24 protein-coding genes are annotated in these 24,581 nt (G+C 69.8%); 12 read left to right on the top strand and 12 right to left on the bottom strand.

Annotated elements, in window-relative coordinates; genetic code table 11:
* Nucleotides 1-69 precede the first annotated feature (69 nt).
* Nucleotides 70-1,302, top strand: a complete 1,233-nt coding sequence (locus tag ACFY3V_RS05120) for an ROK family transcriptional regulator (protein WP_362898695.1) — start codon at nucleotides 70-72, stop codon at nucleotides 1,300-1,302.
* 76 nt (nucleotides 1,303-1,378) lie between these two features.
* Nucleotides 1,379-2,638 carry an alpha/beta fold hydrolase gene (locus tag ACFY3V_RS05115; protein WP_389770108.1) on the top strand — a complete coding sequence of 420 codons (1,260 nt, stop codon included), beginning with the start codon at nucleotides 1,379-1,381 and terminating at the stop codon, nucleotides 2,636-2,638.
* A 150-nt stretch (nucleotides 2,639-2,788) separates the two neighbouring features.
* Here the strand turns inward: ACFY3V_RS05115 and ACFY3V_RS05110 are convergent, their stop codons facing one another.
* From ACFY3V_RS05110 to ACFY3V_RS05075, 8 genes are all read right to left on the bottom strand, one after another.
* Nucleotides 2,789-4,210, bottom strand: coding sequence for an ATP-binding protein (locus ACFY3V_RS05110; RefSeq protein WP_362898691.1), 1,422 nt, complete (start codon nucleotides 4,208-4,210; stop codon nucleotides 2,789-2,791).
* A 44-nt stretch (nucleotides 4,211-4,254) separates the two neighbouring features.
* Nucleotides 4,255-5,928 carry an FAD-dependent oxidoreductase gene (locus tag ACFY3V_RS05105; protein ID WP_362898689.1) on the bottom strand — a complete coding sequence of 558 codons (1,674 nt, stop codon included), beginning with the start codon at nucleotides 5,926-5,928 and terminating at the stop codon, nucleotides 4,255-4,257.
* A gap of 86 nt (nucleotides 5,929-6,014) precedes the next feature.
* Complete coding sequence (locus ACFY3V_RS05100; RefSeq protein WP_362898687.1) at nucleotides 6,015-6,941, bottom strand: helix-turn-helix domain-containing protein; 927 nt, start codon at nucleotides 6,939-6,941, stop codon at nucleotides 6,015-6,017.
* A gap of 329 nt (nucleotides 6,942-7,270) precedes the next feature.
* Nucleotides 7,271-7,861 (bottom strand): TetR/AcrR family transcriptional regulator, encoded by a 591-nt coding sequence (locus ACFY3V_RS05095; RefSeq protein ID WP_350944776.1) that lies wholly within the window; start codon nucleotides 7,859-7,861, stop codon nucleotides 7,271-7,273.
* A 194-nt stretch (nucleotides 7,862-8,055) separates the two neighbouring features.
* The gene (gene glnII / locus ACFY3V_RS05090) at nucleotides 8,056-9,069 is read right to left on the bottom strand and encodes a glutamine synthetase (RefSeq protein WP_362898685.1); all 1,014 of its coding nucleotides are present in this window, start codon (nucleotides 9,067-9,069) and stop codon (nucleotides 8,056-8,058) included.
* Nucleotides 9,070-9,327: 258 nt separating this feature from the next.
* Nucleotides 9,328-9,960 carry a MerR family transcriptional regulator gene (locus ACFY3V_RS05085; RefSeq protein ID WP_389770101.1) on the bottom strand — a complete coding sequence of 211 codons (633 nt, stop codon included), beginning with the start codon at nucleotides 9,958-9,960 and terminating at the stop codon, nucleotides 9,328-9,330.
* 35 nt (nucleotides 9,961-9,995) lie between these two features.
* Entirely contained in the window at nucleotides 9,996-10,589 is a 594-nt protein-coding gene (locus ACFY3V_RS05080; protein WP_362898681.1) for an HAD family phosphatase, read from the bottom strand.
* 280 nt (nucleotides 10,590-10,869) lie between these two features.
* The gene (locus ACFY3V_RS05075; RefSeq protein WP_362898679.1) at nucleotides 10,870-11,244 is read right to left on the bottom strand and encodes a hypothetical protein; all 375 of its coding nucleotides are present in this window, start codon (nucleotides 11,242-11,244) and stop codon (nucleotides 10,870-10,872) included.
* A 200-nt stretch (nucleotides 11,245-11,444) separates the two neighbouring features.
* On the opposite strand from ACFY3V_RS05075, the gene ACFY3V_RS05070 reads away from it, so the two are divergent.
* From ACFY3V_RS05070 to ACFY3V_RS05040, 7 genes are all read left to right on the top strand, one after another.
* Nucleotides 11,445-12,320 (top strand): MurR/RpiR family transcriptional regulator, encoded by an 876-nt coding sequence (locus ACFY3V_RS05070; protein ID WP_389770243.1) that lies wholly within the window; start codon nucleotides 11,445-11,447, stop codon nucleotides 12,318-12,320.
* Nucleotides 12,321-12,322: 2 nt separating this feature from the next.
* Nucleotides 12,323-13,081: an SIS domain-containing protein gene (locus ACFY3V_RS05065; protein WP_350944771.1), complete on the top strand. Its 759-nt coding sequence runs from the start codon at nucleotides 12,323-12,325 to the stop codon at nucleotides 13,079-13,081.
* Nucleotides 13,082-13,120: 39 nt separating this feature from the next.
* On the top strand, nucleotides 13,121-14,530 hold the full coding sequence (gene ngcE / locus ACFY3V_RS05060; RefSeq protein WP_362898676.1) for an N-acetylglucosamine/diacetylchitobiose ABC transporter substrate-binding protein: 1,410 nt from the start codon (nucleotides 13,121-13,123) through the stop codon (nucleotides 14,528-14,530).
* Between the two features lie 108 nt (nucleotides 14,531-14,638).
* On the top strand, nucleotides 14,639-15,541 hold the full coding sequence (locus tag ACFY3V_RS05055; protein WP_362898674.1) for a sugar ABC transporter permease: 903 nt from the start codon (nucleotides 14,639-14,641) through the stop codon (nucleotides 15,539-15,541).
* Nucleotides 15,541-16,452 (top strand): carbohydrate ABC transporter permease, encoded by a 912-nt coding sequence (locus tag ACFY3V_RS05050; RefSeq protein WP_389770095.1) that lies wholly within the window; start codon nucleotides 15,541-15,543, stop codon nucleotides 16,450-16,452. Before ACFY3V_RS05055 ends, ACFY3V_RS05050 begins: the two co-directional genes overlap by 1 nt.
* Nucleotides 16,453-16,540: 88 nt before the next feature.
* Entirely contained in the window at nucleotides 16,541-17,116 is a 576-nt protein-coding gene (locus ACFY3V_RS05045; RefSeq protein ID WP_362898670.1) for a helix-turn-helix domain-containing protein, read from the top strand.
* Nucleotides 17,117-17,129: 13 nt separating this feature from the next.
* Entirely contained in the window at nucleotides 17,130-17,621 is a 492-nt protein-coding gene (locus ACFY3V_RS05040; protein ID WP_362898668.1) for a hypothetical protein, read from the top strand.
* Nucleotides 17,622-17,719: 98 nt separating this feature from the next.
* On the opposite strand, the gene ACFY3V_RS05035 is transcribed toward ACFY3V_RS05040, so the two are convergent.
* Together ACFY3V_RS05035 and ACFY3V_RS05030 are read right to left on the bottom strand one after the other, a co-directional pair.
* Entirely contained in the window at nucleotides 17,720-18,403 is a 684-nt protein-coding gene (locus tag ACFY3V_RS05035; protein ID WP_389770091.1) for a DNA alkylation repair protein, read from the bottom strand.
* Nucleotides 18,404-18,483: 80 nt separating this feature from the next.
* Nucleotides 18,484-19,173 carry a TetR/AcrR family transcriptional regulator gene (locus tag ACFY3V_RS05030; protein ID WP_362898664.1) on the bottom strand — a complete coding sequence of 230 codons (690 nt, stop codon included), beginning with the start codon at nucleotides 19,171-19,173 and terminating at the stop codon, nucleotides 18,484-18,486.
* A 350-nt stretch (nucleotides 19,174-19,523) separates the two neighbouring features.
* On the opposite strand from ACFY3V_RS05030, the gene ACFY3V_RS05025 reads away from it, so the two are divergent.
* A complete protein-coding gene (locus tag ACFY3V_RS05025; protein ID WP_362898662.1) occupies nucleotides 19,524-21,029 on the top strand; it encodes a glycoside hydrolase family 3 N-terminal domain-containing protein in 1,506 nt (501 codons plus the stop codon).
* A 159-nt stretch (nucleotides 21,030-21,188) separates the two neighbouring features.
* Nucleotides 21,189-21,890 (top strand): pentapeptide repeat-containing protein, encoded by a 702-nt coding sequence (locus ACFY3V_RS05020; RefSeq protein ID WP_389770086.1) that lies wholly within the window; start codon nucleotides 21,189-21,191, stop codon nucleotides 21,888-21,890.
* Between the two features lie 114 nt (nucleotides 21,891-22,004).
* On the opposite strand, the gene ACFY3V_RS05015 is transcribed toward ACFY3V_RS05020, so the two are convergent.
* Nucleotides 22,005-22,487 (bottom strand): carboxymuconolactone decarboxylase family protein, encoded by a 483-nt coding sequence (locus tag ACFY3V_RS05015; protein ID WP_389770083.1) that lies wholly within the window; start codon nucleotides 22,485-22,487, stop codon nucleotides 22,005-22,007.
* A gap of 145 nt (nucleotides 22,488-22,632) precedes the next feature.
* Between ACFY3V_RS05015 and sigJ the strand changes: the two genes are divergently transcribed.
* Nucleotides 22,633-23,517, top strand: coding sequence for an RNA polymerase sigma factor SigJ (gene sigJ, locus ACFY3V_RS05010; RefSeq protein ID WP_389770080.1), 885 nt, complete (start codon nucleotides 22,633-22,635; stop codon nucleotides 23,515-23,517).
* 130 nt (nucleotides 23,518-23,647) lie between these two features.
* Here the strand turns inward: sigJ and ACFY3V_RS05005 are convergent, their stop codons facing one another.
* Complete coding sequence (locus ACFY3V_RS05005) at nucleotides 23,648-24,499, bottom strand: helix-turn-helix transcriptional regulator (RefSeq protein WP_389770075.1); 852 nt, start codon at nucleotides 24,497-24,499, stop codon at nucleotides 23,648-23,650.
* Between the last annotated feature and the right edge of the window lie 82 nt (nucleotides 24,500-24,581).

The raw sequence follows: 24,581 nt of genomic DNA, 5'->3' as shown, positions 1-24,581 counted from the left end.
GAAAGCCTGGATCGGCAGTGACTAGAATAGTTGTACTAACATCTGAAATTAATTCCCCGGGGGAGAAGTATGAGCCGTCCACAGCGGGGGACCCTTCGTGACGTGCGCAAGGGCAACCGGTCCGTGGTCCTGTGGACGCTGTACTTCGCAGACGAGTTGAGCAGGCACGATCTCGCCCGGCTGACCGGGCTCAGCGCGGCCACGGTCAGCAACGTCATCGGCGACCTCATCACGGACGGCATCGTGGTGGAGACGGGTTCCGTCGACTCGGACGGCGGGCGGCCACGGATCATGCTCAGGGTGGATCCCTCGTACGGATACGTGGTCGGGGTGGGCGTCGGAGAGACACGCGTCCGCGTGGAGCTGTACGACCTGGCGTTGCGGGAGCGGGCGAAAAAGGAGTTCGCCCTCGACCCGGGCCACCACGAGCCGGCGGTGGTGGCCCGTCACGTCCTCGACGGTCTTGAGGCGGTCCTGTCCGACGCCGGAGCCACCGAGTCCGAGGTGCTGGGCATGGGCCTCGGTGTACCCGGCGTCGCCGAGCAGGGGCCTGACCTGCTCATCCACGCCCGCGCGTTCGGCTGGGACGGTGTTCCCCTGGGCGCGCTCATCCGCGAGGGCACCTCGCTGCCAGTCTTCGCCGACAACGGGGTCAAGACGACGGGCCAGGCCGAGCTCTGGTTCGGCGCGGGCAAGGGTGCCCAGCACCTGGTCATGGCCTTCATCGGTACGGGGGCCGGGGCGAGCGTCGTCAACGGTGGCGTCACCTACCGGGGAACGGCGAACGGTGCCGGTGAGTGGGGACACACCAAGATTGTTCTTGGTGGGCGTCCCTGCCGATGCGGCGGCCAGGGTTGCCTGGAGGCCTACGTCGGGGCCGAGGCGATACTCGCCGGCGCGGGCAGGGACCTGGGAGGTGACGACGAGGAGAGCGTCTTCGCCGAGTTCCTCGCCGACCCGCTCGCGCGGCCCGCGCTGGAGGAGGCCGTCGGCTCCCTGGGGGCCGGGCTGGCCAACCTCATCAACCTCCTCAACCCCGAGCGTGTCATCCTCGGCGGCTGGGCCGGGTCCCTCCTCGGGCAGAGGTTCCTCCCCGAGATCCGCGCCGCGGCCTCCCGGTACGCCCTGCCGCTGCCCTTCTCACAGACGTCGATCGAGCTGGGAAGGCTCGGCGCCGAGGCGGTCGCCCTGGGCGCGGCCACCCTGGTCGTCGAGGACTTCCTGCTGCGCAGCCACGCGGTGCGCCCGGCGGGCCGCGTCGAGCCCTCCGCCCCAGCCCCGGCGGGACACGTGTCCGGCTGAACCGGCGCAGTGAGGCCGTGCCCCTGGCGGCACGCGAAAGTGAGAACGGGCGTACGGGTCCGATAGCTTTCCGTGGGTGACTGTCCTTCTGCCCGGTGTGGCGCTCACCGACCACGTGTTCACCGTTCCCCTCGACCACGCCGACCCCGGTGGCGAGACGATCGAGGTCTTCGCCCGTGAGGCGGTGGCCCCGGAACGACGGGGGGAGGACCTCCCGTGGCTGCTGTTCCTGCAGGGCGGCCCCGGAGGCAAGTCGCCTCGCCCGGCCTCCGCCGACGGATGGCTGGGACACGCGCTGAAGACCCACCGGGTCCTGCTGCTCGACCAGCGGGGGACCGGCCGCAGCACCCCCATCACCGCGCAGACCGTACGCGACACGGACGCCGAGCTCGCCGCCCGCCTCGCGCACTTCCGGGCCGACTCGATCGTGGCCGACGCCGAGCTGATCCGGCGCGAGCTCTCCGGTGACCGGCCGTGGGAGACCCTCGGTCAGAGCTACGGCGGTTTCATCACGCTGACCTACCTCTCCCGGGCTCCCGAGGGCCTGGCGGCCTGCTACGTGACCGGTGGCCTGGTCGGGCTCGACGCCACCGCCGACGACGTCTACTCCCGCACCTACCCGCGGGTCCGCGACAAGGTGAACCGCTACTTCGCCCGCTACCCGCACGACTCCGAGCGCCTGGACGCGATCGCGGCCCACCTGCGCCTTCGCGAGGTGCTCCTGCCCGACGGCGACGTGCTGACCGTGCGCCGCCTGCAGACCCTCGGCATGTGCCTGGGCATGAGCGACGGGGCCGAATACCTGCACTGGGTGCTGGAGGAGGCCTGGAGCGGCGGCAGGCTCTCCGACCTGTTCCTGTACGAGGTCATGATGGCCACCGGCTTCGTCGGCAACCCGCTCTACGCGGTCCTGCACGAGTCGATCTACGCCCAGGGTGCCGCCACCGGCTGGGCCGCGCACCGGCTGCTGCCCGAGGAGTTCCGCGAGGACGCCGGGCCGACCCTGCCCACCGGAGAGATGATCTATCCCTGGATGTTCGACGAGATCGCCGCGCTCCGCCCCTTCAAGGGCGCCGCCGAGATTCTCGCCACCGTCTCGGACTGGCCGGCCCTCTACGATCCCGCCCGGCTGGCCGCCAACCGGGTTCCGGTGACCGCCGCCGTCTACTACGACGACATGTACGTCGATCAGGGCCTGTCCATGCGCACCGCGAAGGCGGTGGGCAGCGTGCGGACCTGGGTGACCAACGAGTGGGAGCACGACGGTGTCAGGGTCTCCGGCGGCAAGGTCCTCGCCCGCCTGATGGAGATCGCGGGTGGTGTCCACGGCTCCTGAGCGCTCATGACCGCCGAGCGGCCACGGCTCCTGAGCACCCGCGCCTTCCGAACCGAACGCCCACGCCTCCCGGACCGCGGTAACCGGCCGGACGCCATGGAGGCCGTGGGGTCCTCCCGCCGCCGGGCGGGAGGACCCCACGTTCCGGTGTCAGCCGGGAGCGGCCGTCTCGGTGAGGGGCAGACGCACCTCGAAGCGGGTGTCGCCGGGCTTGGACTCCACGCGCAGGTCGCCGCCGTGCCGGCCGGCGACGATGCGGAAGGAGATGTCCAGGCCGAGCCCCGTGCCCTCGCCGACCGCCTTCGTGGTGAAGAACGGCTCGAAGATCCGCTCGCGCAGGGCCTCGGGGACGCCGGGGCCGCTGTCGCAGATCTCGATCAGCGCGATCGTGTCGTGCTCGAGGCGGGTGCGGACGGTCAGGACGCCGGTGCCGGCCATCGCGTCCAGCGCGTTGTGGATCAGGTTGGTCCACACCTGGTTGAGCTCCCCGGCGTAGGCCGGGATGGGCGGCAGGTCCGGGTCGTAGTCGGTGACGATGCTGATCCCCGGCGGGATCTTGCCGCGGAACATGGTGAGGGTGCTGTCCAGGAGTTCCCGCACGTCCACCGTCTGGTACGGCGCCCGGTCCATCTGGGAGTACTGCTTGGCGGAGGCGATCAGCGAGGAGATCCGCTCGGTCGCGTCGGTCACCTCGTTCAGCATCTGGGTGATCTCGATGGCCTCCGCCAGCCAGTGCATCGCCCCGGACAGGTACCGTTCGCCCAGCGCCTCGCGGATCTTGTCCAGTTTCTCCGGCTTGAAGCCGGCCGCCACCAGGGGCGAGGCGATCTCCCAGGGGTCCTCCACCCCCGCGTCCTCCATGGCGTCGGACAACTCGTCCTCGGCGTCGGAGATCTCCATCGGGGAGCGGGGCGGCATCTCCGCGAGGCCGGCGGCGCACGCCTCCTGCAGGTCGACCAGGGCGCTCAGCCGGTGGGGCTCGATGCCGTCCTCGGCCAGCACGGCCAGCCGCCTGCGCGAGGTCTTCATCCGGACCCGCAGGTCGTCGACGGCCCGCACCGCCGCCGCGGCCGGGTTGTTGAGCTCGTGGGTGAGTCCGGCGGTGATCGTGCCGAGCGCGGTCAGCCGCTGCCGCCGGTCGATGAGCTCCCGCTGTGCCATCCCGCCCAGACGGGCCCCGTCCAGAAGGTGCACCGCCATCGGGAACCACTCGGCCATGATCATGCCGTACTTCCTGGCGGGGAGCATGAACATGCGGGTCGGCTTGGTGGCGCGCAGCGTGTGGGCGTAGGTGGCCGGGGCGCGGTCTCCGAGGTAGGCGAGGACCGCGCCGCCGTAGGCGCCGGGCTGCGAGGTGGGGGTCATCGTGACGGGCCCGGCGGTGGTCTCGGTGACCATCACCACCTCGCCCTCGACGAGCACGGCGAAGCAGTCGGCGGGATCCCCCTGCTTGACGATCGGGTCGCCCGCCTCGTACTCCTCCTCGTCCCCGTACCTCGCGAGCCACCGGAGCTTGTCGTCGTCGAGCTTCTCGAAGAGGAACAGCCCGCGGAGCACCTCGATGTCGATCATGTGACCTCCTTCGTGAGCGCCGCAGGAGACCTCGTCGGGGGCACTCACGTCTTCTCCAGGTAGCGGTGGACGAGGGCCACGGCCATCGCGCCCTCACCGACCGCGGAGGCGACCCGCTTGATCGAGTCGGCACGGACGTCGCCGGCGGCGAACACCCCCGGCACGTTCGTCTCCAGGTGGTACGGCCCGCGCCGGAGCGGCCAGTTGCGCGGCCTGTTCTCGTCGGCGGTCAGGTCGGGACCGGTGAGGACGAAGCCCTTCGCGTCGCGTTCGACGGTGTCGCCGAGCCAGTCGGTGAACGGCTGGGCGCCGATGAAGACGAACAGCCACTCGGCCTCGACGGTGCGCTCGCCCTCGGGACCCTTCAGCGTGATCCGCTCCATGTGGCCCTCGCCCTCGGCGCCGACGACCTCGGTCTCGGTGTGCACCTCGATGTTCGGGATCTGGGAGATCTGCTCGATCAGGTAGTGCGACATGGTCCTCTCCAGCCCGTCGCCCCTCACGATCAGGTGGACCTTGCTGGCGTACCCCGACAGGTAGACCGCGCCCTGGCCCGCCGAGTTGGCGGCGCCGACGATGTAGACCTCACGGTTCGCGCACTCGGGCGCCTCGGTGAGGGCCGCGCCGTAGTAGCAGCCGGAGCCGATGAAGTCGTCGAGGCCGGGGGCGTTCAGCCGCCGGTAGGAGACGCCGGTGGCGAGGATGACGGTGTGCGCGGCGATCGAGCCGCCGTCGGCGAAGCCGACCACCCGGGCCTGGCCCTTGACCTCAAGGCTGGTGACCGTGCGGGCGGTGAGCAGCTCGGCGCCGAATTTCAGCGCCTGGCGCCTGGCGCGATCGGCGAGTTGCGCGCCGGAGACGCCGTCGGGGAAGCCCAGGTAGTTCTCGATCCTGGAGCTCTGGCCCGCCTGCCCGCCCGAGGCGTGCTGCTCGACCATCACCGTGCGCAGCCCCTCCGAGGCGCCGTAGACCGCGGCCCCCAGGCCGCCGGGACCGCCCCCGATCACGATCAGGTCGTAGAAGTCGGTGGCCGGGGCGGTGGACAACCCCACGGCCTCGGCCAGCTCCGAGGTGCTCGGCGCGGTGAGCTTCGTGCCGTCTCCGGTGATGACCAGCGGCAGCCTGGCCGGGCCGGCGGCCCCCTTCTCCCCGGCCTCCGCGGCCGCCGCGAGCAGCTCGGCGCCCTCGGAGGAGTCGGCGAGCATCCAGCGGTAGGGCACCTGGTTGCGCGACAGGAACTCTCTGACCTCGTACGACGGGGCCGACCAGCGCGCGCCCACCACCCGCAGCTCGTCGGACTCGCGCCGATCCGTCCGCTGCCAGGCGTCGAGCTGGGCGTCCAGCACCGGGTAGAACTTCTCCTCCGGCGGGTCCCACGGCTTGAGCAGGTAGTGGTCGAGATCGACCACGTTGATCGCCTGGATCGCGGCATCGGTGTCGGCGTAGGCGGTCAGCAGTACGCGGCGCGCGTAGGGATACAGGTCCATCGCCTGCTCCAGGAACTCCACGCCGTTCATCTGGGGCATCCGGTAGTCGGCGAGGATCGCCGCCACGTCGTCGCCCCTGAGCCGCAGCTCGCGGACACTGGCCATGCCCTCGACCGCGGTGTCGGCCCGGATGACGCGGTAGGCGTGGCCGTAGCGGCGCCGCAGGTCGCGGGCGATGGAACGGGACACGCCAGGATCGTCGTCGACCGTCATGATGACCGGTTTTTCCATGTCCTGCCTTCCCCCGAGATGGAGATAGCCGATATTAAGGACAATCTCTCCGAAGGATGTCACATCCGTGTTAAAGCCAGCATTGATCAGGCGTGGTCATGAGGGGTGGGAGTCGCGGGGGGCGCGAGGGAACCGTGGAGACGGTGACCGGGCATCCCGGCGGCGCGCAGCAGGACGGCCGGGCGGTCGCGGTCGCTGAGGAAGCGTCTGAGTTCGGAGTCGGTCGTCCAGATCTCGCGCATGGCCTCGTGCCCGACCCGGTCGGCGACGATCTGCAGGGCGATGTCCTGCCTGACGTACTCGACCGCCATCGCGACGACGGCCGGGTCCTCGGTGTAGACGCCCCACGCGGTGCCGCCGGCGAAACCGCCGACGAGGGCCTCCCGCCGGTCCCCCGCGACGACGAGCAGCCGGTGGTCCTGGTCCTCCTTCACGCTCCCCTCGCCCTCGTGCAGGGGCGCGGGGAAGGGGAAACGGCGCTCGTACAGGTTCCCGACCGGCTCCCGCGCCACGCCGAAGTGCATCACCGAGGTCTCGACCCCGCGCTCGACGGCGCGCCTGATCAGCGGGGAGAGCGGTTTCATCTCCTCGGGCCAGATCGACACGAACAGGTCGCTCCGTGCCCCGGCCACCACGTCCTCCGCCCGGTCGAGCAGCGCTACGGGGTCCTTGAGGCTGTGGATCAGATAGGCCTTGGGAGGCGCCACGATCGCGGGCAGCGCGACCTCCAGTGCCCCGATCGAGTCGGCGAACTCCCTGCGCATGCGCTCCAGCAGGGATCGCGGTGGTAGTGGCAGGTAGTCGGTGGCGTCGTCGGAGCCGCGCAGCTCGTAGGCCGCGCCCTTGGCCACCAGCTTGCCAAGCGTCTCGTAGACCGTGCTGCGCGGCACCCCCGAACGTTTGGCGACCTCGTAGCCGTTGAGGGGCTGTCCGGCGCCGACCAGGGTGACGTACGCCTTGGCCTCGTAACCCGACATGCCCAAGCGCTGTAATTGCTCCACTACGTCCCGCATCGCAGTTATGGTACGGCGCCGACTACCCGTTTAGCGCTGTCCTAAAGCACCTGTTTTGTAGGATTTTTGTGACGTGAGGTCGTCCGGACCCGTGGAACGGGGGCGACGAAGCGTGGGAGCGCTCCACCGGGAGGCGTTTCACTCTCGTCCGGCCGCCGACGTCATCATGCGTGCTCAGCTGCCTGCGAGGGGCACCGCCCGATCCTGTCCGGGGCCGGACCCGCCGGTCCCGGTGGCCTCCGCGGGTGGGAGCGCCGCGGGGCCGGGGCCCGTCCCGCTCGGGTGGCGTGCGCGGTAATTTCGGTCGCGGCCGCCGCGCCTTCGCTCCGCTACGCGGGCTTCAGGGCCCGCAGGGCGAACTCCACGAGCGTGTCGGCGTACTCGTGGGTGAGAGGGGCGGTGCGCAGCATCCAGCGGTGGTAGATCGGTCCGTACAGCAGCTCCACGGCCACGCTCAGATCCGCGTCCTCGGCTACCTGGCCCGCCCGCTGGGCGCTGCGCAGCCGTTCCCTGGTCGCCTCCAGGTGCGGCCCCAGGAGTCGCGCGGTGATCTCGGCGCTGATCGCGGGGTCGTTCAGGGACTCGACGGTGAGTGCCCTGGTCATCGTGTCGAGCTCGGGATCGTGGTACTCGTCGACGATGGCCCGCAGCGTGAGGCGAAGGTCGGCCCCGAGGTCGCCGGTGTCGGGAAGTGCGACGCTCCCCTCCTCGTCGGAGGTCCTGGAGAGGAAGGCGTCGATGAACACGGCGCCCTTGGAAGGCCACCAGCGGTAGATCGTCTGCTTGCCCACTCCCGCGCGGGCGGCGATCGCCTCTATCGTCAGCTTGGCGTATCCGGACTCGGCGACCAGGTCGAAGGCGGCGCTCAGAATGGCCCGGCGCGACTGCTCGCTGCGACGGGCCGGGTTCGGGGTCTTCACGTGCCCGAACGTATCATTTCACGAGTCGAAACGTATCGTCTTGCTCGGCTCGCCGCATTGGCCGCGCTCGCGGGTCGATTCTCCCCGAGAGGCCCCGGACGCGGCCGAAGGGGGCGGGTGAGCGGACGAGCGGAACGCCGAAGGCCGCGGAGACCCCCGGCAGGGCTTCCGCGGCCTTCGAGTCTGCGGTCGGATCAGACCTGGCCGGCCTTCTCCAGGGCGGAGCAGCAGGTGTTCACGATGAGGCGGGTGACGAGGTAGGGGTCGACGTTGGCGTTCGGACGCCGGTCCTCGATGTAGCCCTTCTTCTCCACCTCGACCTGCCACGGGATGCGGACCGAGGCGCCGCGGTCGGAGACGCCGTAGCTGAACTCGTTCCAGGGGGCGGTCTCGTGGAGGCCGGTGAGGCGCTCCTCGATGCCGGCGCCGTAGTGCTTGACGTGCTCCAGGGCGTTCGCGGCGAGGGCCTCGCAGGCGGTGACGATCGGGTCGTACTCCTCGCGCATCGCCTTGGTGGAGAAGTTGGTGTGCGCGCCGGCGCCGTTCCAGTCGCCCTTCACCGGCTTGGCGTCCAGGGTGGCGCCGACGTTGAAGTCCTCCGCGGTGCGGTAGAGCAGCCAGCGGGCGATCCACATGTGGTCGGAGGCCTCGACGGGACCGGCCGGGCCGATCTGGAACTCCCACTGCCCCGGCATGACCTCGGCGTTGATGCCGGAGATGGCCAGGCCCGCCTCGATGCAGTAGTCGAGGTGCTTCTCGACGATCTCGCGGCCGAAGACCTCGTCGGCGCCGACGCCGCAGTAGTAGCCGCCCTGCGGGGCGGGGAAGCCGCCGATCGGGAAGCCGAGCGGGCGGCCCTCCTTGAAGAAGGTGTATTCCTGCTCGATGCCGAACCACGACTCCTGGTCGGCGTACTTCTCGGCGACCTCGACGAGGGCGGCGCGGGTGTTGCTGGAGTGCGGGCTCATGTCGATGTTGAGCACCTCGCACAGCACCAGCACGTTGGCGCCGCCGCGGATCGGGTCCGGGCAGGTGAAGACCGGCTTGAGCACCCGGTCGGAGGAGGAGCCGTCGGCCTGGTTGGTGCTGGACCCGTCGAAGCCCCAGATCGGGAGCTCCGCACCGTCCGCCATCACCTTGGTCTTGGAACGAAGTTTGGCGGTCGGCTCGGTGCCGTCGATCCAGATGTATTCAGCCTTGAAGGTCATCGGCGGAGTCCTTGAGGATGGAGGGATCTTCTGCTCTCAAAGATTCGCAAGGCGCGATTTCGCATCTGTTGCCCATGTGTGAACAGAGTGTTACTCAGACCTATATGGGCAGGCAGAGGCTGTATTGAAATCCGCACAGATGGTTTCCAGGGCTGTGAGCTGCCCTTTCGTGGGACGATTGGAACGATTGAGACATCCGTCACAGGTGACGCCGATTATTGCGCCAAGTCATTTTCGTCACCTTTGTCGCAGGTGATATCAGCTGCCGAGGAGACGGGCCGAGACCGACTCGTGGGCGAGCCGCCGCATGATGTCGAGGACCCTGCCGTGCACGACGGTGCCGAGGACGAGGGCCTCGACCGCCTCCTCGCGGGGTCCGTCGAACGGGATGGTGCCGATCTCGTGCTCGGTCACGAGCCGCAGGGCGACGTCGGCGTAGGGGCGCAGGGCCTCACCGTCGGCGGGCATGCCGAGCCGGCCGAGGGTGAGGACGGCCTGGGCCAGCTCGTCGCGGGCCGGGGCTTCGGGATCGATCTGCCATCCAAGATCTGTGATCATGGTGTCGGCCTCGGCGCGGGCACGCGTCCACTCCTCGTCGGGTGTGTCCGGCTCGACCGCGGGCGCGAGGGCGTACTGCGCGACGCCGAGGACGTGGTGCAGGTCCAGGCTCTCGTCGTCGACGGCGGCCACCACCTTGCCGATGGAGGCGATGGGCAGCCGCCCGACCTCCAGCAGCGCCCGGATCAGCCGCAGCCTGCGCACGTGGCCCTCGCCGTACCGCGCGCTGGTGGCCGAGGTCTGCTCGCCCGCGGGAAGCAGGCCCTCGCGCAGGTAGTACTTGATCGTCGGGATGGATACGCCCGATGCGGCGCTGAGCTCGGATATCCGCATCATTGGATAGTACAGATGGCCAGTGTGGGGGGCGTCTAGCGCAACGAGGGACGGACGTCGATGACGGTCATCCCCGCGGCGAGGGCGGAGGCCACTCCCTCGTCGGTGTCCTCGTAGGCGACACAGGTGTACGGGGCGACGTCGAGGAGGCGCGCGGCGAGGAGATAGACGTCGGGGGCGGGCTTGCCGTAGCGGACGTCGTCCCTGGTGACCACGGTGTCGAAGAGGGGGCGCAGGCCGGTGACCCGCAGGGTCTCCTCCACGGCCTGGCGGGCGCCTCCCGAGGCCACGGCCATCGGCACCCGTCCCCGGTGGGCCTCGGCGACCGCGCTGACCGGCCGGTGCGGGGTGACCGTGTGGATCAGCCACTGGTAGGCGTCGAGCGCCGCCGCCCGCACCGCCTGGTAGTCGAGCTCGGCTCCGGTCTCGGTCTCCAGCTCCGCCAGCAGACGGTCGGACGACAGGCCCGTGCGCGCCCGGTACCACGCGGAGTCGAGGTCGACCTGCCACCCGGCCAGCGCGGTCCGCCACGCGCTCTCGTTGGCGGAGGTGGTGTCGACGAGGGTCCCGTCGCAGTCGAAGATCAGGGCCGCGTAGGGGGTGGGGGGCTGGAGTCGCTGGTGGAGCATGGTCGCCTAACACGTGACGGTGGATCTACGCCCACTTTAGCCCGCGCGGGAAAGGGCGGGCGCCTGCCCGGGGGGGTGGTCGCGTCACCGCGACGGGTGAGATCGCGACGGCGGGTGCGAGGGGCGGTCAGGGCGGCGAACGTGCGGTTCTTCGGCTTCCGCCGGCGGGGCGGACAGGGCTCCCGAGCTCGTCCGGCGGGGTCCGGCCCGGCGGGTGCGCGCGGTCGCCCGCGTACGCCGGAGGTGCCGATCCGTCGGAACGCGGCCGGTGCTGGAGGACTCAGCTGATCTCGTCGCCCCAGCCGTCGTGCCGTGCCCTGGCCAGCTCGTTCTCCATCTCCTCAAGCTCCCGCATGAACCCCTGGAACCCCCGCGGGCCCAGGCGGCGCCAGACGAGCAGCTGCAGGGAGCGCGTCTCCTCGTCGACGAGCGGCTCCTGGTGAGGCGGCGACGTCAGCAGCTCCTGGGCCTGGCGCTCCGCGGCCTGGAGTTCTTCGGCGGTGAAGCGGATGCCGTGCTCGTGTTCCAGCAGCCGGATGTGCGGGTCGTTGCGCAGTCTCTGGTCCCGGGCGCGCCGGGCGCGCCGGGCGGCGAGCTCGTCGTGGACGTGCGCGCCGGAAACCTGGTGCGGCGTGTCGGCCGGACGTGGAGTCATCGTGGGGTTCGCCTCCGTCAGCGCGGTTCCTTTTTCTGGAACCTCTGCTAGAAACGACGCTCGAAAGGCGGCGGAGGTTGTCGATTTCTCCCCCGAAACCCCGGCTGGGCGGGTGCGGGGCACCTAACGGTGCCCTCGACGGCCTTGACGCGAGCTTGACTTGAGAATAATTTTCACCCAGAAGAACTCCGGTGAAAGGAATGCTTGTGGCCGCAGGCGCGCTCGGACGCATACAGACCGAGACACCCGCGCTGCCCGAGGCGCTGCGCCGGGTGGGGGAGGCGATCCTGGCCGACCCCGCCGAGGCCGCGCGATCGACGATCATCACGCTCGCCGAGCGGAGCGGCAGCTCGCCCGCCACGGTGACCCGCTTCTGCAGGGTGTTCGGCTTCGCCGGGTACGCCGGGCTGCGCGTCGCCCTCGCCACGGAGAACGGGCGTGCCGCGCAGGCCAACTGGGACGCGGGGGTGGGCCACGAGATCGGTCCCACCGATCCGCTCGACGCGGCGATCGGCGTGATGGCCGCCGCCGACTCCCGGCTCATCCAGGAGACCGCCGCCCAGCTCGACGTGGGCACCGTCGCCACGGTCGCCGACGCCATCGTCGCGGCCCGCCGCGTCCTCATCTTCGGGGTCTCCACCAGCGGGGCGGTCGCCGTGATGTTGGGCGGGCGGCTGCGCCGCATCCGGATCCCCTGCTGGAGCCACGCCGACGCGCACGAGGCGCTCGCCGACGCCGCGCTGCTCGCCGAGGGCGACGTCGCGATCGGCATCTCCCACCAGGGCCGTACCCGCGAGGTGCTGGAGTCCCTCGGCGAGGCGGGGGACCGGGGCGCGCTCACCGTCGCGGTCACCTCCTTCGCCCGCTCCCCGCTCGCCGAGCTGGCGGATCAGGTGCTGACCACCGCGAGCCGCGAGACCACCTTCAGGCTGGGCGGCCTCGCCGCCGTCCACTCCCAGCTCTTCGTCCTCGACACCGTCTATGTCGCGGTCGCGCAGCGCACCTACGAGCAGACCAACGAGGCCTTCGAGTTGACGATCAGGGCTCTGGAGAGCCATCGCGTGGAGAGGAGCTGACCGTGCGGATCGGTGCTGCCGAGTACGTTCACGAGGTCAAGGCACTGGTGGACGAGGTTTCCGGCACCCAGCAGGAGGCGGTGGGGGCCGCGGCGGCGCTGATCGTCGAGTCCCTGCGCGGTGGCGGCGTGATCCAGGCGTTCGGCTCCGGGCACTCCGAGGCGATCGCGATGGAGATCGCCGGACGCGCGGGCGGCCTGGTGCCCAGCAACCGCCTCGCCCTGCGCGACGTCGTCCTGTACGGGGACGCCCCGGTCGCCACCCTGCTGGGAGCACCCGGCGAGCTGGAGCGCGACCCCTCGGTCGCCCGGCGGATCTACGACCTGGCTCCCGTCCGCCCCGAGGACGTGTTCGTGCTGATCTCCAGTTCAGGGGTGAACGGATCGGTGGTCGAGCTCGCCTCGATCGTCAAGGAGCACGGGCACCCCCTGATCGCCCTCACATCGGTGCGGCACAGCACCGCGATGACCTCCCGCCACCCCTCGGGCCGCAAGCTCCTCGACCTCGCCGACGTGGTGCTCGACAACCGCGCCCCGTACGGCGACGCGGTCCTGCCGCTCCCGGACGGCGGCACGTTCGGTGCGGTCTCCACCATCACCTCGGCGCTGCTCGCCCAGATGGTCGTGGCCGAGGTGGTGCGCGACCTGAGCGAGGCGGGCCTCACCCCGCCGATCTACCGCTCCGCCAACGTGACCGGCGGTGACGAGCACAACCGCGCCCTTGAGAACCGCTACGCCGGAAGGATCCGGCGAGGTGCCTGAGCACCGCCCCTCACTCCCAGGCCACTTCCAGGAGGAAGCATGACCCAGCTATCCAGGCGCGAGCTCCTGCGCGGCGCCGCCCTGGCCGGTCTCACCGTGCCGGCCCTGTCCGCGTGCGCCACCCCCGCGGGCAACGGCGGCGCCGCCTCCTCGGCACCCGTCGTCGGGGCCACCAGCGCGGCCAACCCGCTCGGCCTCGTCGAGGGCAGGCCCCTGGAGGTCTGGATCTTCGACGGTGGTTTCGGCGACGCCTACGCCACGGACGTCCACGAGCCGCTGCTCAAGACGAAACACCCCAACCTGGAGATCAGTCACAACGCCACCAAGGAGATCGCGAAGACCCTCCAGCCGCGCTTCGCCGGCGGCGACCCGCCGGAGTTCGTCAACAACTCCGGCGCCAACGCGATGGACTTCGGCGCCCTCGTCCAGGACGGCCAGCTCACCGACCTCACACCGCTGTACGACGCGCCGAGCTGGGACGACCCCGCCGTCAAGGTGCGCGACACGATCGATCAGAACGCCATCGAGCTGGGCAGCTACGACGGCACGCCGTACGTCCTCAACTACGCCAACACCGTCTGGGGCATCTGGTACTCACGAAAGCTCTTCGAGGCCGAGGGCTGGCAGGTCCCCAAGACCTGGGCCGACTTCCTGGCCCTGTGCGAGACCATCAAGAAGTCGGGCAAGATGGCGCCCTTCACCTACGCGGGCAAGCACCCGTTCTACATCTACGAGGCCATCCTCACGCTCGCCGCGAAGATCGGCGGCAAGGACGTGCTGAAGAACATCGACAACCTCCAGGACGGCGCCTGGAAGGCCGAGCCGGTCAGGCAGGCCGCGGGGGCCTTCGTCGAGCTCGGGTCGAAGTATCTGCTCCAGGGCACCGCGGGGCTCGACCACGTGCAGACCCAGACGGCGCACAACAAGGGCCAGGTCGCGATGCTGCCCTGCGGCTCCTGGCTGGAGAACGAGCAGAAGGACTCCACGCCAGAAGGCTTCGACTACGCGATGTTCGCGCTCCCCGACTTCGGCACCTCCGACGCCCTGCCGTACGGCACCCTGCACGCCCAGCCGGGCGAGGAGTACGTCGTCCCCGCCAAGTCGGCCAACCCCCGCGCGGGCCTTGAGTACATGCGCGCCATGCTCTCCAAGGAGGGCGCGGGCAAGTTCATGGAGATGGTCTCCACACTCACGGTCGTCAAGGGCGCCGACGCGGGCCGCACCCTCCAGCCGGGACTGAAGAGCGCCTCGGCCGCGCTGGAGGCGGCGGGCGACAACGCCGTCTGGTTCCTGTTCCGCAAGTGGTACGTCGAGCTGCACGACGAGGTGGCCGCCGCGACCGGGCAGCTCATGGCGGGCAAACTCACCGTCGACCAGTGGGCGGACCGGGCGCAGAAGAAGGCGGACGCCATCAAGAAGGACGCCTCGGTGAAGAAGTTCAGCCGATGACGGCGGCAGGCGACGGGGCGCCCGGGGGCCGGCCCGTCGCTCACCGGGCACCGGTCCTGGGCCGTCGCCTCGGTGGTGTGACGACGCCGGGGAAACGGTAGGCCGGCGATGGACCACGGCAGGACACGGTTCGTCGCGGGGTTCCTCGCGATCCCGTTGACGCTCTACCTGATCTACGTGATCGCGCCCTACGCGCAGGCCTTCTACATCGCGTTCACCGACTGGCGCGGGGTGAACGCGACCCCGCGCCTGGTGGGGCTGGAGAACTTCCGGCGACTGCTGGCCGACAACGTGTTCTGGCAGGCGGTGAGCCACAACCTGGTCCTGCTCCTCCTGCTGCCGATCCTCACGCTCGGGATCGCGCTCTTCTTCGCCTTCCTGCTCAACGCGGGCGGGCGGGGCGGCACCGGGGGCATCTGGGGGTCGAAGTTCTACCGCGTGGTGTTCTTCTTCCCCCAGGTGCTGGCCGTCGCCGTGGTCGCCGTACTGTTCCAGCAGGTCTTCAGGCCCGACCGCAGCGGCATGCTCAACGCGCCGCTCATCGCCCTGGGCTTCGAGCCGATCGGTTTCCTGTCCAGCACCGACGTCGCCTTCTGGTCGATCCTCGCCGTGCTGGTCTGGCAGGCGGTCGGCTTCTACGTCGTGCTCTTCTCCGCGGGCATCGCCTCCATCCCGCGCGACCTCTTCGAGGCGGCGGCGATCGACGGCGCCGGAGGGCCCTCGCTGTTCCTGCGGGTCACGCTGCCGCTGCTGTGGGACACCATCCAGGTCGGCTGGGTCTATCTGGGCATCGCCGCGCTGGACGTCTTCGCCATCGTGTGGGTGATGACGGCCGAGCACGGCGGCCCCGACCACTCCACGACCGTGATGGCGGCGGAGATCTACCGCACCGCCTTCCAGTACTTCAAGTTCGGCTACGCCTCCGCGATGGGCGTGGTCCTGTTCTTCTTCACCATCGGGTTCGCGGCGCTGGCCCTGCGCCTGTCGCGGCGTGAGCGGATCGAGTTCTAGTGGCCGACGTCGTGACTTCCCCGAGCAGGGCGTTCGCCCGCGAGGAGCGCAGGCGGCGCCTGGGGCCCCTGTCGGCCCTGACGCACGTCGCGCTGCTCGTCTGGACGGTCCTGGTCGTCGTGCCGATCGTGTGGACGTTCCTCGCGTCGGTGAAGAGCGAGGACGAGATCTTCGGCGACGCCTGGTCGCTGCCCGCCCACCTCCGCCTCGACAACTGGGCCCGCGCCTGGGAGCAGGCGCACATCGGCCAGTACATGATCAACAGCATCGTCGTGGTGGCCTTCGGCACCCTGGGCACGATGCTGTTCGGCTCGATGGCCGCGTACGTGCTCGCCCGCTACCGCTTCCGGGGCAACCGGTCGATCTATCTGCTCTTCGTCTCCGGCCTCGCCTTCCCGGTCTACCTGGCGCTGACCCCGCTGTTCTTCGTCGTGCAGAACATGGGGGCGGTCCCGGTGATCGGCCCGTTCATCGGCCTGAACACGCACGGCGGGCTGGTGCTGGTCTACATCGCCTACTCGCTGCCCTTCACCGTCTTCTTCCTCGCGGCCTTCTTCAGGACGCTGCCCGGAGCGGTGGCCGAGGCGGCCTTCGTGGACGGGGCCTCGCACGCCCGGGTCTTCTTCCAGATCATGCTGCCGATGGCCAAGCCGGGCATCGTGAGCGTGACCATCTTCAACGTGCTCGGCCAGTGGAACCAGTATCAACTGCCCCTCGTCCTGCTCAACTCCGACCGGGACAAGTGGGTGCTCACCCAGGGCATCGCCGACATCTCCACCGCCGCGGGCTACGACGCCGACTGGTCGGCCCTGTTCGCCGCCCTCAGCATGGCCATCCTGCCGATGCTGATCGTCTACACGATCTTCCAGAGCCAGATCCAGAAGGGCCTCACCGCCGGCGCCCTCAAGTAGGACACCCGGCCGCGCTCCCGCAGGAACCATCTCCGTGACACTTCGGCATCGTTGACGCTCTCGTATAACGAGAGTTATCGTCAACTATATGAGAGCGTCAGCTCCCGAACTCATGCCCATCTTCCGATCACCTCTTCAGGCCCGCCTTCTGACACGCCTGTTCCTGGCCGTCGACGAAGAATTCACGATCACCGATCTGGCCGACTTCCTCGGTTCTCCACTTCCCACGGTCCAGCGAGAGGTGCATCGCCTCGTGCGCGCCGGTCTCCTCAGAGAGCGCAGAATCGGCAGGGCGCGGCTTGTCAGAGCCAACGCCGATGCCGCCGCCTCACGGCCACTGACGCAACTGCTGGCCGTCACCTTCGGTCCTCCCGCGATCCTCGCTGAGGAGTTCGCGTCGGTGGCGGGCATCGAGCGGCTCGTCATCTTCGGCTCCTGGGCCGCGCGTTATCACGGCCACTCCGGCCCTCAGCCCAATGACGTCGACCTCCTGGTCATCGGCTCCCCCTCCCGGGGGGACGTCTACGACGCGGCGGAGCGAGCCGAGCGCCGTCTGGGCATTTCCGTGAATCCGGTGTTACGGAGCGTATCCGCGTGGGAGTCTGGCGACGAAGGCCTGCTCCGCGAGATCGCGAACGGGCCGACGGTAACCGTGGAGGTCTAGGGGAAACTCGGCAGTGCAGTGGACCATCGGGGAAGCCGCGATCCGCAAGCTTCTCGACGATCGTGAGCTCCAACGGGTTCCGCTGGCCGATCACATGGCCGAGTCGATGCTCGAATCGGCGCGAAGCCATCTCGAATCGGTGGAGTTGATCCGTGACACCGATCCCGACGGTGCCTACACCCTCTGCTATGACGCCGCGAGGAAGGCATCAGCGGCGCTCCTGCAAGCCCAGGGCCTGCGTGCCACGTCTGCCGGTGGCCACATCGCCCTCAGGGAGGCTGTCACGGCCCAGTTCGGGCAGACCAGGGAAGGTGCTTCGCTCCGTCGACTCGATCACATGCGGCGAAGAAGGAATGTCCTCGAATACTCCGGCCAGCCCAGCGAGGCGGTCACCGGCGCCGAACTCGACGAGGCGACCGCGTGGACCGCTGAGATCATCGACTTCTGTGAACGTCTCGTGTCGAAGCTCGATCTCTTTCCGCAGGGGGCGGTCCACCGAAAGTGATCATCGACATCGTCGTTCTGCCGTGAAACAGGCATGTTCGGGCTTGGGAGACATGGGGCGCGGTCTTCCCAGGAGAGCCATGACGGCGCGTATCGGGTCTATCGGTTGGGGAGATTTTTCAGGGCCTCGCGGCGGCTCAGGCCGCTGATGCGGGTGTGGTCGACGTAGCGGACGACCTCGTCGGGGTTGGTCTTGGCGTACTCGCGCAGGGCCCAGCCGATCGCCTTGCGGGCGAAGAAGTCGTTGTCGGACAGGCTCGGCTCGATGCAGGCGTACAGCAGGCCGGTGTCGGTGGCGGACTTGAAGCGGTTCTGGCTGAGGATGGCCGTACGGCGCTTCCACAGGTCGGTGCCGCGGGCCCAGCGGAGCATGAGGGGGCGCATGGTGTCGGGGAAGGCCGCGAGCAGGCCGCCGACGCGGTGGATGGCGAGCTCGTCGACGTAGTCCCACCAGGCTCCGGTGACGATCATCTCCTCGTACATCGGCAGCGCGTCGAGCGTCTGGAAGGAGCGGTAGAGGCGGAAACCGGTCAGCTCGATCGCCGCGTAGCGCTCCTCGCGGTATTCGGCCCCGCGCCACAGGGTCAGCGTCGCCTCTCGCCACGCGGACGCCTCGTCGACGGGATAGTCGGCGAAGACCCGCTTCAGCGCGGCGCGGCGGGGCGCGGCCTGCACGCCGAGGAACGGCATCGACGACCTCATGTAGGTCTGCATCACCGGAGCCTTGGCGGGGTCGGCCACGTCGGTGAGCGCCATTCGTACGGCCTTCTGCAGAATCTCCACGCTGCCCACCACTTCCCGTTCGCTTCGCGGACGCTTGATTCTCACAGGCCGCGCCGCCCGCCGCGCCGGTTCCGTGGGCGTTATTCGTTCTGGCTACTTCGCTCGCCGGTCGCCAGGCCGTCGAACAGGATGGTGATGTAGTGCTCGGCGAGGCCCGCGGTGTTGAGACGGCCCCCCGGGCGGAACCAGCGCACCGTCACCCAGATGGTGTCGCGGATCATGCGGTAGGTGAGCTTGGGGTCGACGTCCGCGCGGAGCAGGCCGGCGGCCTGGCCGAGCTTGATCTGCCCGACCCACATGCGCTCGACCTCCTCCTCGGCCCTGACCAGGTAGTCGAAGCGGTCGCCGGGGAGCGACCTCAGGTAACTCCAGTCGTTCTGCATGACGGTGATCGCCGCGCGGTGGGGCTCCAGCGTGCCGAACCCGATGCGCACCATCTCTGAGAGGATCGTGCGGGGGTCGCCGTTGCGGTCCAGGGCGGCGCGGTAGCGGCCGACGAGGTCGTCGAGGAAGGTGGTGAGCACCTCGTCGACGATCGTCTCCTTGGAGTCGAAGTGGTGATAGAGGCTTCCGGACAGGATGCCCGCCTCTTCCGCGATCTCCCGGACGGTCGTCGCCTGGAAGCCCTTGCGGGCGAAGAGCTCGGCGGCGAGTTTGACGAGATGGTCACGGCGCTCCGAGGCGGGGCCCGATGTGGCCGCGCGTCTGGTCCCGCTCTGGCGCCTGACCGGGGTCGTGGTCGCGCCGCCGGAGTTCTTTCGCGTGTTCACGCCCCCATTATGAGCCCTTGCGCAATCGCTTGTTCACCGGAACGCGCCAGCTCATCCCGGTTATCTCCCGCGACCGAACGCTCACCGCATTTGTCGCCGGACGGGTCCCGCCGGGCGCGGGACCTCTCGTTCTCCGCCCGCCTATCAGCGGACCTTCGGCTCGTCCATCGTCGCGATCCGCAAAATCCTGAGCGGAAGCCCTATGGTCAGCCCACTAGCAATTAGGAAACTTTCCTATTAGATTTGCGCAGAGCCGCCGTGGGAGCGCTTTCCCCGGGGGTCCGGTGACAACGCGGTGCCTGCGCGTTCCCGGCAGGAACGCCGACCGGTCGTCAGGCGAGGAGGGGTGAATGAAGCGCGGCCCAGAGCTGCTCCGTCTGGCGGAGACGGTCGTCTTTCCCGGGTTCGAGGGCAAATCGCCGCCGGACTGGATCCGACGCCGGATCGGCGAGGGACTGGCCGGAGTGGTGCTCTTCTCCAGGAACATCGCCACCCCCTCCCAGGTCGCCGAGCTCACCGCTGTACTGCGAGGGGAGAACCCCCAGGTCCTCGTCGGCATCGACGAGGAGTCCGGCGAGGTCACCCGCCTGGAGGCCGCGGGCGGGAGCACCCGCCCTGGCAACTTCGCCCTCGGCGTGGTCGACGACACCGACCTCACCGAGGAACTCGCCGCCGACCTCGGCCGCGACCTCGCCCTCGCCGGCGTCAACCTCAACTTCGCCCCCTCGGCGGACGTGAACTCCAACCCCGACAACCCGGTCATCGGCCTGCGCTCCTTCGGCGCGGACCCCGACCTCGTCGCCAGACACACCGTGGCCTGGATCCGCGGCATGCAGTCGGCGGGAGTGGCGGCCTGCGCCAAGCACTTCCCCGGCCACGGAGACACCTCCGTCGACTCCCACCACGGCGTGCCGCTCGTCGCCGCCACCCCCGAGGAACTGCGCGAGGTGGCGCTGCGGCCCTTCCGCGCCGCCGTCGAGCAGGGAGTACGCACGGTCATGACCGGGCACCTGCTCGTCTCCGCCCTGGACCCCGCGATGCCCGCCACCCTCAGCCGCCCGGTCCTGCACGACCTGCTCAGGGTCGAGCTGGGCTTCGAGGGCGTCGTCGTCACCGACGGCATCGAGATGGCCGCCGTCTCCGGCCCCTACGGCATCGGCGGCGCCTCGGTCCTCGCCGTCGCCGCGGGTGCCGACGCGATCTGCGTGGGTGGCGAGCACGCCGACGAGGAGACCGCGATCGGGATCCGCGACGCGATCGTGGACGCCGTGATCGAGGGCAGGCTCTCCGAGGAGCGGCTCGCCGACGCCTCCCGGCGCGTCTGCGAACTCGCCCTCTGGAGCACGGCCACCCGTCGGAGCGCGTCGGCGGGCTCCGGCACCCCGTCGATCGGTCTGACCGCCGCCCGGCGAGCCCTGCGGATCACCCGCCGCTCCGCGACCGCGCCCATCCCGCTGTCCGCCCCCCCGCACGTCGTCGAACTCGCCCCCGAGATGAACCTCGCCATCGAGAAGGACACCCCGTGGGGCGTCGGGGAGCCGCTCGGCAAGCTCCTCCCCGGCACCACGGTCACCCGGCTCACCGCCTCCGGCGCCACCGGAGGCGCCGTCGAGGCCGCACTCGCCGCGGCGGCCGAGCGCCCCCTCGTCGTCGTCGTCCGCGACGCCCACCGTCACCCCTGGCAGGCCGACGCGCTCCTGCACCTGCTGGCCGCCCGCGCCGACGCGGTCGTGGTCGAGATGGGACTGCCGGGCCGCTCCGACCTCGGCGCAGTCCACATAGCCACCCACGGCGCCTCCCGCGTCTGCGGCCAGGCCGCCGCCGAACTCCTCGCCGGGGATCAGGGCACGGCCTGAGCGGGAGCGCTCCCACCGACCGTGACGCCTCGGAGCGCCGTGGCCTCGCGGACCGCGGGACCTCTTGGACCACAGGGCCTTCCGGAGTCTCCGGAAGGCCCTGTGGTCTCCCGGAGCAGGGGTGAGAATTCTGTCGGTGCGGCCTGCTTGAATCGCGGAATGAATGCGGCACGGTTGCTGACAGAGCAACGCGAGATCCACGGGGTCGATCTGGCGGGGCTCTCGCTCAGCGATCATCTGACCGGTGAAGGACCCTACGTGTTCAGGGAGTGCGATCTCACCGGCGCGGACCTCGCCGGGGCGTCGCTGGTGGAGGCCTCGTTCGAAAAGTGCGTGCTGGAGCGGGCCGACTTCCGCCGCGCGGACCTGGACGGGGCCCGCTTCTCCGGCGGCGGGGGAGCGGGGCTCAGGTTCACGAACGCCGAGCTGGTCGACGCGACCTTCACCGACGTCGACCTGTCCAGCGCGCGCTTCGAGCTGGCCCTGCTCACCGACGTCACCTTCACCGGTTGCCGCATGATCGGCGCGGTGCTGTCCTCCTGCCGGGGCACCGGCTACCGGTTCGACGGCTCCAACCTGGCGCTGGCCGACCTCACCGGCTGCTCGATGCGAGGTCTCCACCTGCGGGGCGTCCGCTTCGACGACGCCAACCTGTCGGGCTGCGACTTCACCAAGAGCGTGTTCGAGGACTGCCGCATGATCGGCGCCCGCACCGTCGAGACGGTTTTCACCAAGACGGACCTGCGCGGCGCCGATCTCGGCGAGGTCGACGACACCCGGCTCCGATCGCTACGCGGAGCGATCGTCAGCCCCACCCAGGCCGCCCTGATCCTCGCCTCCCGGGGACTGACCGTAGGCTGACGGTCGGGGCCGACAGTCGGGGCTGACGGAGGCTCATCCACCGCGGACACACCGGCCCCGACCTATCCGTCCCACACGACCGGGTTCAGCACCGGGTAGACGCGGGACCGACCCTCACCGCCTCCACTGCTCCGCCGCGGACACACCCGGCAGCGGCTTGCCGATGAGGGCCAGGGGGAGGAAGAAGCAGACCTGGCCGATGGCCATGATGAGCGTGGCGAGCGCCCTGTCGTCATACTGCTCCGACGCTCGGGCATACAGCTCGTCGGGGACGCGCTCGCCCGACGGGTTCGGGGTGAGCACGGATTCGGCCAGTTCCAGCGCGACGCGTTCGGCGTCGGTGAAACAGAGAGCGTCCCGCCAGGAGGCCACGGCGGTGATGCTCTCCTCGGTGGCGCCGGCCTCACGGAGGTTCCCGGTGTGCAGGATGGTCAGGTATGTGCTGCCGACGATCTGGCCGACGCGCAGCTGCACCAGGCCGATGGTGGTCGGCGGGACCGTGCCGTTCCCGGTCGCCCTGTACAGGGCGCCGCCGACGTCCTTGAGTTCGGGAACGAGCAGGACGGGGTTGGGCAGACGCGACTCGGTGGTGGTCACAGTGGGCTTTCCTTCCGGATTCGAATGGTGGAACGCCGCTCTGACGGATCGCACGGGGCGAAGGTGACCGGGTACGTTCGCGGTCACCTTTCACCGCTCCGCCGCGTCAGCGATTCGACGTGGCCGAGACGAGAGGAACGCGACCATGACGCCCCATGAATTTCTGGCCGACCGGTTCCAGGTGCACCGCCCCCATCTGAAGGCGGTCGCCTACCGCATGCTCGGCTCGCTGAGCGAGGCCGAGGACGCGGTCCAAGAGGCTTGGCTGCGGCTGGCGCGTTCCGACTCGGGTGACATCGGCAATCTCGGTGGCTGGCTGACCACGGTGGTCGGCCGGGTTTGCCTGGACATGCTCCGAGCCCGCAGGTCCCGGCGTGAGGAGTCGCTGGAGGAGCGCCTGCCCGACCCGGTGATCAGCCGCGCGGATGCCGCCGACCCTGAACGGGAAGTGCTGCTGGCCGACTCGGTGGGCCTGGCGCTGCTGGTCGTGCTGGAGTCTCTCACCCCAGCCGAACGGCTCGCGTTCGTGCTCCACGACGTCTTCGGGCTGCCGTTCGAGCAGATCGCGCCCATCGTGGACCGTACGCCGGCGACGGCCAAGAAGCTCGCCAGCCGCGCCCGCCGGCGCGTTCGTGACACGGCCCCGAAGCCCGACCCCGACCTGAGCGGTCAGCGACGAGTGGTGGACGCCTTCCTCGCCGCCGCACGTGGCGGCGACTTCACCGCGCTGGTGTCCATCCTCGACCCCGACGTGGTGCTTCGCGCCGACGCCGGCCCGCTCATCGGCATGAAGGTCATCCGCGGCGTCGCGGCCGTGGCCGGACAACTCGCCACCTTCCAGCGCATGGCCACCAGCGCCGCCACTCATCCCGTCCTCGTCAACGGCCTCGCAGGCCTGGTCAACACCATCGACGACCGGTTGATCTCCGTCATGAGCTTCACCGTCTCCGACGGCAGGATCGCCGCGATCGACATCCTCTCCGACCCCGACCGGCTGGCCCACCTCGACCGCACCCACCTGGAGCCGTGACACCCGACCTTTGTCGAGCGGGAATCGGCGAGCCTTGACCAGACGCCGCGCCTCCTCCCAAGAGCTGACAGGAGGTCGACCGTGCACACCTAACGAGCGCCCGGACTTCCGGCTTTCAGAGCTATCTGCGCTATCTGCTCGTATTGAAGCTCTCGGCTCCCAATACATTCAGAAGGGCGAGAATCTCGGCGTCACGGGATCCCGGTGGCGCGCTGTAGAGCACGAGGTTCTGGTCGCGGTCGGCGAGCGTGAGCGAGTCGCAGTCGACGGTGATCTCTCCGACGACCGGGTGCCGGAAGGTCTTCGTGAGCGTCGGCGCGGCCTGCACGTCGTGCCGCTCCCAGAGCCGGGCGAACTCGGGGCTGCCGTCGCGGAGCTCGTCGACGAGTTCTATCACCGCGGGGTCGGACGGGTACCGGGCGAGGGCGGATCGAAGTCCCATGACGACGTGGTGCCGGAACTCCGTGGCGTCGGAGACCCCGTACAGCGCCGCGTCGGCGTGCGCCGATCCGAAAAACGCCTTGCGTGCGAGGTTACGGTCCTTGGGGTCGAGCGCGGAGAAGTCCTCCATGAGCGCGGCCATGAGGTCGTTCCACGCGAGCACCTCGAACACGGCGGATGTCACGAAAGCGGCCGTCTGCGGCAGCCGTTCGAGGAGCGCGAGGATGCTCGGGCGGACGTCGCGCCGGTGCAGTCCGCTACGGCTTGGTGCGGTGCCCGCCAGGACGTGAAGGTGATCGGACTCGGCGTCGGTCAGCCTCAGCGCGCCGGCGATCCCGGAGAGGACCTCGCCGGACGGGCGTGGCGCCCTGCCCTGCTCAAGCCGGACGTAGTACTCCGTGGAGATGTGCGCGAGGACCGCAACCTCCTCGCGGCGAAGACCCGGTGTCCGGCGTCGCGAGCCCGAGGGCAGGCCGACGTCACGCGGCTGGAGTCGCTCGCGGCGGCTCCGGAGGAAGGCTCCGAGCTCCTGCTTGTCCATAACTCCCAGTCTGCACGCAGCGCGGCGGCCGATCCTGGTACTGCCTGTGCCTGTATCCGGCCTGGTGGCCGACCTGACACTG

Source organism: Streptosporangium sp. NPDC000095, assembly GCF_042899335.1.
GTDB lineage: Bacteria > Actinomycetota > Actinomycetes > Streptosporangiales > Streptosporangiaceae > Streptosporangium.
The sequence above is the reverse complement of the archived record's forward strand: the minus strand, read 5'-3'. Positions and strand labels throughout refer to the sequence as shown.

What these genes read in the sequence shown, in the direction of transcription:
- ACFY3V_RS05055 (WP_362898674.1), top strand. Translation starts at nt 14,639, where the DNA reads ATGGACCACGGCAGGACACGGTTCGTCGCGGGGTTCCTCGCGATCCCG.
- ACFY3V_RS05020 (WP_389770086.1), top strand. Translation starts at nt 21,189, where the DNA reads ATGAATGCGGCACGGTTGCTGACAGAGCAACGCGAGATCCACGGGGTC.
- ACFY3V_RS05005 (WP_389770075.1), bottom strand. Translation starts at nt 24,499, where the DNA reads ATGGACAAGCAGGAGCTCGGAGCCTTCCTCCGGAGCCGCCGCGAGCGA.
- ngcE (WP_362898676.1), top strand. Translation starts at nt 13,121, where the DNA reads ATGACCCAGCTATCCAGGCGCGAGCTCCTGCGCGGCGCCGCCCTGGCC.
- ACFY3V_RS05025 (WP_362898662.1), top strand. Translation starts at nt 19,524, where the DNA reads ATGAAGCGCGGCCCAGAGCTGCTCCGTCTGGCGGAGACGGTCGTCTTT.
- glnII (WP_362898685.1), bottom strand. Translation starts at nt 9,069, where the DNA reads ATGACCTTCAAGGCTGAATACATCTGGATCGACGGCACCGAGCCGACC.
- ACFY3V_RS05105 (WP_362898689.1), bottom strand. Translation starts at nt 5,928, where the DNA reads ATGGAAAAACCGGTCATCATGACGGTCGACGACGATCCTGGCGTGTCC.
- sigJ (WP_389770080.1), top strand. Translation starts at nt 22,633, where the DNA reads ATGACGCCCCATGAATTTCTGGCCGACCGGTTCCAGGTGCACCGCCCC.
- ACFY3V_RS05085 (WP_389770101.1), bottom strand. Translation starts at nt 9,960, where the DNA reads ATGCGGATATCCGAGCTCAGCGCCGCATCGGGCGTATCCATCCCGACG.
- ACFY3V_RS05100 (WP_362898687.1), bottom strand. Translation starts at nt 6,941, where the DNA reads ATGCGGGACGTAGTGGAGCAATTACAGCGCTTGGGCATGTCGGGTTAC.
- ACFY3V_RS05045 (WP_362898670.1), top strand. Translation starts at nt 16,541, where the DNA reads ATGAGAGCGTCAGCTCCCGAACTCATGCCCATCTTCCGATCACCTCTT.
- ACFY3V_RS05075 (WP_362898679.1), bottom strand. Translation starts at nt 11,244, where the DNA reads ATGACTCCACGTCCGGCCGACACGCCGCACCAGGTTTCCGGCGCGCAC.
- ACFY3V_RS05120 (WP_362898695.1), top strand. Translation starts at nt 70, where the DNA reads ATGAGCCGTCCACAGCGGGGGACCCTTCGTGACGTGCGCAAGGGCAAC.
- ACFY3V_RS05110 (WP_362898691.1), bottom strand. Translation starts at nt 4,210, where the DNA reads ATGATCGACATCGAGGTGCTCCGCGGGCTGTTCCTCTTCGAGAAGCTC.
- ACFY3V_RS05080 (WP_362898681.1), bottom strand. Translation starts at nt 10,589, where the DNA reads ATGCTCCACCAGCGACTCCAGCCCCCCACCCCCTACGCGGCCCTGATC.
- ACFY3V_RS05070 (WP_389770243.1), top strand. Translation starts at nt 11,445, where the DNA reads ATGCTTGTGGCCGCAGGCGCGCTCGGACGCATACAGACCGAGACACCC.